General features: G+C 63.0%; 4 protein-coding genes. 1 reads left to right on the top strand and 3 read right to left on the bottom strand.

The window, feature by feature from the left end:
• Positions 1-313 precede the first annotated feature (313 nt).
• Genes HP499_RS21200 through glgX form a run of 3 tightly spaced genes read right to left on the bottom strand, consistent with a single transcriptional unit; the run spans position 314 to position 3307 of the window.
• Complete coding sequence (locus HP499_RS21200) at positions 314-673, bottom strand: barstar family protein (protein WP_172326091.1); 360 nt, start codon at positions 671-673, stop codon at positions 314-316.
• Between the two features lie 6 nt (positions 674-679).
• Entirely contained in the window at positions 680-1168 is a 489-nt protein-coding gene (locus HP499_RS21195; protein WP_172326090.1) for a ribonuclease domain-containing protein, read from the bottom strand.
• A 24-nt stretch (positions 1169-1192) separates the two neighbouring features.
• The gene (gene glgX / locus HP499_RS21190) at positions 1193-3307 is read right to left on the bottom strand and encodes a glycogen debranching protein GlgX (RefSeq protein WP_172326089.1); all 2115 of its coding nucleotides are present in this window, start codon (positions 3305-3307) and stop codon (positions 1193-1195) included.
• A 239-nt stretch (positions 3308-3546) separates the two neighbouring features.
• Here glgX and HP499_RS21185 point away from each other — a divergent pair, with 239 nt between their 5' ends.
• Positions 3547-4356, top strand: coding sequence for a carbon-nitrogen hydrolase family protein (locus tag HP499_RS21185; RefSeq protein WP_172326088.1), 810 nt, complete (start codon positions 3547-3549; stop codon positions 4354-4356).
• Positions 4357-4481 lie beyond the last annotated feature (125 nt).

Below are 4481 nucleotides of genomic sequence, written 5' to 3'. Positions count from 1 at the left end.
GGTGGCCGAACTGGACTCCCTGGAAGACCTCGGCGGCGGACGCCACCTCTTCCACGGCTCCCTGGTCATCAACCGCTCAGGCTCGTTCGGCTACACCGTCCGGGTATTCCCGAAGCACTCGGCGTTGGCATCGAAGGCTGAACTGGGATTGATCGCGAACGCGTAAGCCCTAACCAGACGACATCCGCCGGATGTCAGTCATCCTCCGCGTGCTGCTCCTTCGTCGCTTTGACGCACGCTTCCGGATAACTGGCATCCGGCTTGTTGTTTGGCGGGCCGCTACGGTTGGGATCCATAGGGCCCGTTGGCGCGACTAGTTTTCGAAGACGGCGATCACTGCGAGGTCCCGGCCGGCGTAGCGCTCGGCATCCTGGAGGACTTCGCAGACCACGCCGAAGGAACGGTCCGTGCGGTAGGCGGCCGGGACCTGCCAGATCATGGTCACCGGGCTGCCGTCGTCCTCTGAAAGAGCGTCTGCGTAGTCGTGCAGGGAGTCGTTCAGGGCGTCGAGGTTTACGCCGTAGTACTCAGGGAAATCCAGGACCTGGGCGAATACTTCCAGCACTGCCTGCTTGGTATTTGCCGGCGGGACCATCACTGTCCTGCGACCGGCGTCGGAAATTTGTTCCTGCAGTTCGTCCAAGGTCCAGGTGTCTGCGGAATAGATCTTCATGGGCTCCTACTTGCCTTCGATGATGAATTTGAACGACTCGTAATGGTCCTGGGTGTAGTACTTGGCTGAGTCCTTGCCCACAACGATCCTGCGGGCGCCCCGGTCCGACTCTCCGGGCGTCTTTACCGTGTACTCCTTATAGAACCCACCGGACTTCTTGGGCAGCAGGCCTTCAAAATTGCCGAAGTTCACGCCGTCACGGTCGTACGGGTAAGGGCCGCCCTTGGCGATCAGGGCCAGGGTTTGACGGGCTTCCCTGGGCAGCTGAGAGGCGTTGATGGCCGGCAGCGTTGAGGGGTTGGCCACGGCGGCAGCGGCCGACGACAACGCAGGGCCAGGTGCCGGCGTCGTGCCTTGCGTTGTTGTTTGTCCGCCGGAAGGCGGCGCGCTGCTTGGCGCCGTCAGCGAGCCTCCGCCCACCATGGCGACCACCAGCACGACGACGGCGATCACCAACCCCGCGAACGCCACCAGTTTGCTGCGGCTGCGGTTCATGTGAAGTGCTCCTGGGGTAAGTACCTACGTGCGGTAAATGTTGATGGTGTTGGCTTGCAGGATATCCCGCTCGCCCGAGGCCACCAACGCGCCCTTTCGGCGTTCGTGCAGCACGGAAGTAGTGAAGCGGAGTTCAAACATGCGCTTGCCGATGCCCGTTTCACTGAGGATCTCCGGCAGGACCATCTTGACGTCCTGGTTGCTGCCGTTCACCGAGATCAAGCCACGAATCTCGCTGTCCTCATGCCCCATCAGGAGTTGAACGGAACGGACATTGGGATCATTCCAACGCGCCGGAGTCATCCTCTGGCCTTTGTCGTCAAACCATTGCAGGCTGGAATCGTTCGCGTTGCCAGGGAAACTCTCGGGCTGGTGCCGCAGGAACCAACGGCGAAGCCGGACCAGCTCCCGCGTGGTCTTGAACATGGCATTGGCTTCCTGCGTGCGGCTCCAATCCAACCACGCCGTGGGGTTGTCCTGGCAGTAGGCATTGTTGTTGCCCTGCTGGGTCCTGCCGATTTCATCACCGGCTGTGATCATCGGGACGCCAAAGGACAGCAACAGGGTAGCCATCAGGTTCCGGACGGACAGGGCGCGGGCGGCCACAATGGCCTCGTTCTCGCTCCGGCCCTCCACACCGTGGTTGTAGCTGCGGTTGTCTCCGTGACCATCGCGGTTCTGCTCACCGTTGGCTTCGTTGTGCTTCCGGTCATAGCTCACCAGGTCCTTGAGCGTAAAGCCATCGTGCGCCGTGATGAAGTTGACGCTGGCCAGCCGTGTGCGTCCCGAGGAAGCGAAGAGGTTCGCGGAGCCGGCCATGAGCTCAGCCAACGACGCCACGGACCCACCCTGGCCGCCGGCCTCGATGGCTGCGCGGTCGGACAGCCAGAAGCTGCGGACGCCATCGCGGAAGTGATCGTTCCAGTCCGCCCATCCGTGCGGGAACCGGCCCGTCTGCCAGCCACCATAGCCAACGTCCCAAGGCTCGGCGATGAGTTTGACCTCTGACAACACCGGGTCCTCCGCAATCGCCTGCAGGAACGGGTGCTGGGGATCGAAGGTATTGCCGGCGTCCCGGCACAGTGTCACGGCAAGGTCGAAGCGGAAGCCGTCCACATGGAAGTCGTTCACCCAGTAACGCAGTGAATCAAGGGCCAGGTCCACCACTACGGGATCGCTGAAGTCCAAGGTATTGCCGCAGCCGGTGGTGTCCAGGTAACGCCCGTGGGCATCGTGCCGGTAGTAGCGTTGCTCCGCCAGCCCACGGAAGCTCAAGGCCGGGCCATCCGGACCCGCTTCGGCGGTGTGGTTGTACACGACGTCCAGGATGACCTCGATGCCCGCAGCGTGCAGCAACTTGATCATGCCCTTGAGCTCATCCTGCACCGCGTGGGGGCCGGCGCTGCGCGCAGCCTCCGTGGCGTAGTCCGAGTGCGGCGCGAAGAACGCCGCCGTGTTGTAACCCCAGTAATTGGTCATGCCCAGGTCCTGCAAGTGGGACTCATCCAAGTGGAAATGGATGGGCAGGAGCTGGACAGCCGTGATGCCAAGTTCGGTGAGGTGCTGGATCATCACCGGGTGGGCCATGCCCGCGTACGTGCCGCGGAGATGCTCCGGGATGTCCGGGTGCAACATGGTCTGGCCGCGCACGTGCGCTTCATAGATGACGGAGGTCCGCAAAGGGACGCGGGGCGGCTGGTCCTCGCCCCAGTCAAAACCTGTTTCCACATGCACGCTGGTAAGGAACTCGCCCCGCTGGTCCACGGCGCGGCCGTAGGGATCGAGCAACAGGCGATGTTCGCCGTCGTTATCCAGATCAACAGCCGGCAACGACATGGGGAAGGTGCCCTCGGACGGTGCGGCGCGGAAACCGTAGCGCGTGCCGGGCGGCATACCGCTGACCACTCCGAAGTGCACGCCGTCCTCGACGTTTGGAAGGATGTGGGCGCGCCACGGATCTCCGGGGGCCTGGAAGGCGATTTCCACCGCTTCCAGGTCGGGTGCGAAAACGGCCACATTCACTGGGTGGTTGTCCGTGTTTCCGGCATCAAAAACCCCGGGCTGGGGCACGCTCAGTCCGAGGGGCCGTGGCCGCGAGGCGTCGACGGCAGCTGCTGTGTCAAAAATAGGCATAACCATTGCTTGCAAGTTTAGTTCCACGCCCAGTATGTGCCGCGCAGGCCCCGCATGTGACGACGATCCCCGTCGCTATTTGATTACTTGCCTGCCGATGGCCGGATTCCTCGGGCCGTTCACGTGCTGCAACGCGGTTTCGGCCTGTGCATGCATACCTTTGCTGTTGCTCCAATAAGACGCTTGGACAGTCTTCCGGCGCGGCCACTTGGCATACTGGGACAGAGACAACTGGAGGTTCTATCGTGCGTGTGGCACTCGCCCAAGTCATCACCGGCCGGAACGTGGCCGGCAATCTGCGGCTCCTGGAGGAGTACGCCCGCCTGGCGAAGGAGGGCGGGGCCGCGTTGGTGGTCTTCCCCGAAGCCATGATGCGCGCATTCGGGAACTCCTTGCTGGACATCGCCGAACCTCTGGATGGACCCTGGGCGGGCCGGGTACGCGCCATCGCCGAGGAACTGGAACTGGTGATCGTGGCGGGTATGTTCACCCCTGGCGCTCCCTCGCCATCAGGGTCGCGCCGTGTGCGGAACACGCTTCTCGCAACTGGACCCGGAGTAGAAGCGAGTTACGACAAGATCCACCTCTTCGACGCGTTCGGCTTTGCGGAGTCGGACACCGTTCAAGCGGGTACCGAACCTGTGACGTTCGACGCCGGTGGCCTCACCTTTGGCTTGGCCACCTGCTACGACATCCGTTTCCCTGCACTGTTCACGGCCAACGCCGATCGTGGAGCAGTGGTCAACATTGTCTCGGCCTCTTGGGGATCCGGGCCTGGCAAAGCCGAGCAATGGCAACTCCTGGCCCGCGCCCGTGCCGTGGACACCACCACGTTCGTGCTCGCCTGCGGCCAGGGCGACCCGGCAACGCAAGGCATTGAGGTCAAAGGTGCGGCGCCCACAGGAGTGGGGCACTCCGCCGTCGTGTCCCCGTTCGGCCAGGTGCTGGAAGCCCTTGAGGGCGAACCGGGCCTCATCTTCCACGACCTCGACCCGGCAGTGGTGAAAGAAGCCCGCGAGAAGCTCCCGGTGCTGGCCAACCGCCACCACTTCTAACCCTCGTTACCTTTTTCGTAGCCCGTTTCCTGGTGCAGGATATGGGTGTGCTGGCCTGCTGATCCCGGCATGATTGCGACCCTCTGTTGATTCGATGATCTTGAGAGTGTTGTCACCGGGGTTGG

Origin of the sequence: Paenarthrobacter sp. CM16, assembly GCF_013179505.1 — a bacterium.
Taxonomy (GTDB): Bacteria; Actinomycetota; Actinomycetes; order Actinomycetales; family Micrococcaceae; genus Arthrobacter.
This window is presented reverse-complemented; position numbering and strand designations above follow the sequence as displayed.

Bases quoted from the DNA above. Each gene is read 5' to 3' on its own strand.
- HP499_RS21200 (WP_172326091.1), bottom strand. From the start codon at position 673: ATGAAGATCTATTCCGCAGACACCTGGACCTTGGACGAACTGCAGGAA.
- HP499_RS21195 (WP_172326090.1), bottom strand. From the start codon at position 1,168: ATGAACCGCAGCCGCAGCAAACTGGTGGCGTTCGCGGGGTTGGTGATC.
- glgX (WP_172326089.1), bottom strand. From the start codon at position 3,307: ATGGTTATGCCTATTTTTGACACAGCAGCTGCCGTCGACGCCTCGCGG.